Genomic DNA, 3,077 nt, shown 5'->3' with positions numbered 1-3,077 from the left:
TGTACCTTGAGAATTTCATACAGAAAGAAAAGAGATATTATTAATAAGCCATTAATAATTAACAAGACATCAAATAATCCAAGAAACGTTTCAAGAGATTGAAACAAAACGCGAATCAAGTTATCGGAAGATAGCAACGGACCACAGCATATCAAGCTACGTATGCTGTAAGGTTAAGTTAGAAAGAGCGCAGGGTGGATGCCTTGGCACTGAGAGCCGAAGAAAGACGTGATAAGCTGCGAAAAGCTGCGGTAAGGAGCAAATATCCGATGACCCGCAGATATCTGAATGGGGAAACCCGGCTGAGCAAACCTCAGTCACCGTATACTGAATACATAGGTATACGGAGGGAACCCGCTGAACTGAAACATCTAAGTAGGCGGAGGAAGAGAAAGAAACATCGATTCCGTAAGTAGCGGCGAGCGAACGCGGAAGAGCCCAAACCGTTGTGCGTGCACGACGGGGTATGGACTGCGATATGGCAGTGTAGAAGATAGTAGAAGGGTCTGGGAAGTCCCGCCAGAGAGAGTGAAAGCCTCGTACATGAAATCAGAAACACACCTAGCAGGATCCGGAGTACCACGAGACACGAGAAACCTTGTGGGAAGGCGGAGGGACCACCCTCCAAGGCTAAATACTACTCAGTGACCGATAGCGCATAGTACTGTGAAGGAAAGGTGAAAAGGACCCCGGGAGGGGAGTGAAAGAGAACCTGAAACCCTGTGTTTACAAGCTGTGGAACTGCGAATAAAGCAGAACCGCGTACTTTTTGTAGAACGGTCCGGCGAGTTTCTTGTGCTGGCAAGGTTAAGTACCTCAGGTACGGAGCCGAAGTGAAAGCAAGTGTTAATAGCACGTAAAGTCAGTATAAGAAGACCCGAAACCGGGTGATCTACCCATGTCCAGGTTGAAGTTGCCGTAAAAGGCAATGGAGGACCGAACGCACATCCGTTGAAAAGGGTGGCGATGAGGTGTGGGTAGGGGAGAAATTCCAATCGAACCCGGAGATAGCTGGTTCTCCTCGAAATAGCTTTAGGGCTAGCCTCGTATTAGTCTAGCGGAGGTAGAGCACTGAATATCCTAGGGGGCGTCAAAGCTTACCGAAGATTATCAAACTCCGAATGCCGCAGAGATGATGTACGGGAGTCAGACTGCACGAGATAAGTTGGGTAGTCAAAAGGGAAAGAGCCCAGACCATCAGCTAAGGTCCCAAAGTGTGTGTTAAGTGGTAAAGGATGTGGGATTTCGAAGACAACTAGGATGTTGGCTCAGAAGCAGCCATACATTCAAAGAGTGCGTAATAGCTCACTAGTCGAGAGGTCCTGCGCCGAAAATGTCCGGGGCTAAAACACACCACCGAAGCTATGGAATGTGAAAACATTGGTAGAGGAGCATTCTTAACGTGACGAAGCTGTACCGGAAGGAGCAGTGGAGTGTTAAGAAGAGAGAATGCCGGAATGAGTAGCGAGATTTAAGTGAGAATCTTAAAGGCCGAATATCTAAGGTTTCCAGGGTAAAGCTGATCTTCCCTGGGTAAGTCGGGGCCTAAGGCGAGGACGAAAGTCGTAGTCGATGGATAACAGGTAGAAATTCCTGTACCACATACAAACAGAACTGTGGGGACGCAGAGAGAAAGCCAGAGCCGGAAATGGAAAAGCCGGTGCAAGCGAGGTATCCGTAAGGGAGGCAAATCCCCCTTGCAAGGAGAAGACGTAATGCGGAGTGAACTATAAGTAACGAAGCTGGTGAGCTAGCTGCCAAGAAAAGCCGCTATTGTTTTGTATGTGCCCGTACCGTAAACCGACACAGGTGGATGAGGAGAGAATCCTAAGGCCGGCGGGAGAAGTGTTGTTAAGGAACTCGGCAAAATGACTCCGTAACTTCGGGAGAAGGAGTGCCATAGAGATATGGCCGCAGAGAAATGGCCCAAGCAACTGTTTAGCAAAAACACAGGTCTATGCAAAACCGAAAGGTGAGGTATATGCTGACGCCTGCCCGGTGCTGGAAGGTTAAGAGGAGAGCTTAGCGCAAGCGAAGGTTTGAATTTAAGCCCCAGTAAACGGCGGCCGTAACTATAACGGTCCTAAGGTAGCGAAATTCCTTGTCGGGTAAGTTCCGACCCGCACGAAAGGCGTAATGATTTGGGCACTGTCTCGACAACACACCCGGTGAAATTGAAATACCAGTGAAGATGCTGGTTACCTGCGCCAGGACGGAAAGACCCCATGGAGCTTTACTCCAGTTTGATACTGGGATTCGGTACTGTCTGTACAGGATAGGTGGGAAGCTAGGAAATGATGACGCCAGTTGTCATGGAGCTGACCTTGGGATACCACCCTTACAGTACTGGGTTTCTAACCTGCAGCCGTGACCCGGCTGGGGGACAATGTCTGACGGGGAGTTTGACTGGGGCGGTCGCTCCGAAAGGGTATCGGAGGCGCTCAAAGGTTCCCTCAGAATGGTCGGAAACCATTCGAAGAGTGCAAAGGCAGAAGGGAGCTTGACTGCGACACCGACGGGTGGAGCAGGTACGAAAGTAGGACTTAGTGATCCGGTGGTATAACGTGGGATTGCCATCGCTCAACGGATAAAAGCTACCCTGGGGATAACAGGCTTATCACTCCCAAGAGTTCACATCGACGGAGTGGTTTGGCACCTCGATGTCGGCTCATCGCATCCTGGAGCTGTAGCAGGTTCCAAGGGTTGGGCTGTTCGCCCATTAAAGCGGTACGCGAGCTGGGTTCAGAACGTCGTGAGACAGTTCGGTCCCTATCCGGCGTGGGCGTAGGATATTTGAGAGGAGCTGTCCTTAGTACGAGAGGACCGGGATGGACGGACCGCTGGTGTATCTGTTGTTGACCAACAGCATGGCAGAGTAGCCAAGTCCGGCAGGGATAAACGCTGAAGGCATCTAAGCGTGAAGCCCCCCTCAAGATTAGATATCCCATTCTTTAAAGAAATAAGACCCCTTGAAGACTACGAGGTTGATAGGTCTGAGGTGTAAGTGCGGTAACGCATTCAGCTGACAGATACTAATAGGTCGAAGACTTATCCTGAGAGGTTCGAAAGATAAGCGG

The 3,077-nt window shown here is 50.0% G+C and carries 1 rRNA gene; it reads left to right on the top strand.

The features are described 5' to 3' along the window. Positions 1-171 precede the first annotated feature (171 nt). A 23S ribosomal RNA gene (locus DXA07_RS12860) occupies positions 172-3,056 on the top strand. The last annotated feature ends 21 nt before the right edge of the window (positions 3,057-3,077 follow it).

The sequence above is a fragment of the Clostridium sp. AM54-37XD genome, from assembly GCF_003478225.1.
GTDB classification, from domain to species: Bacteria; Bacillota; Clostridia; order Lachnospirales; family Lachnospiraceae; genus Coprococcus; species Coprococcus ammoniilyticus.
This window is presented reverse-complemented; position numbering and strand designations above follow the sequence as displayed.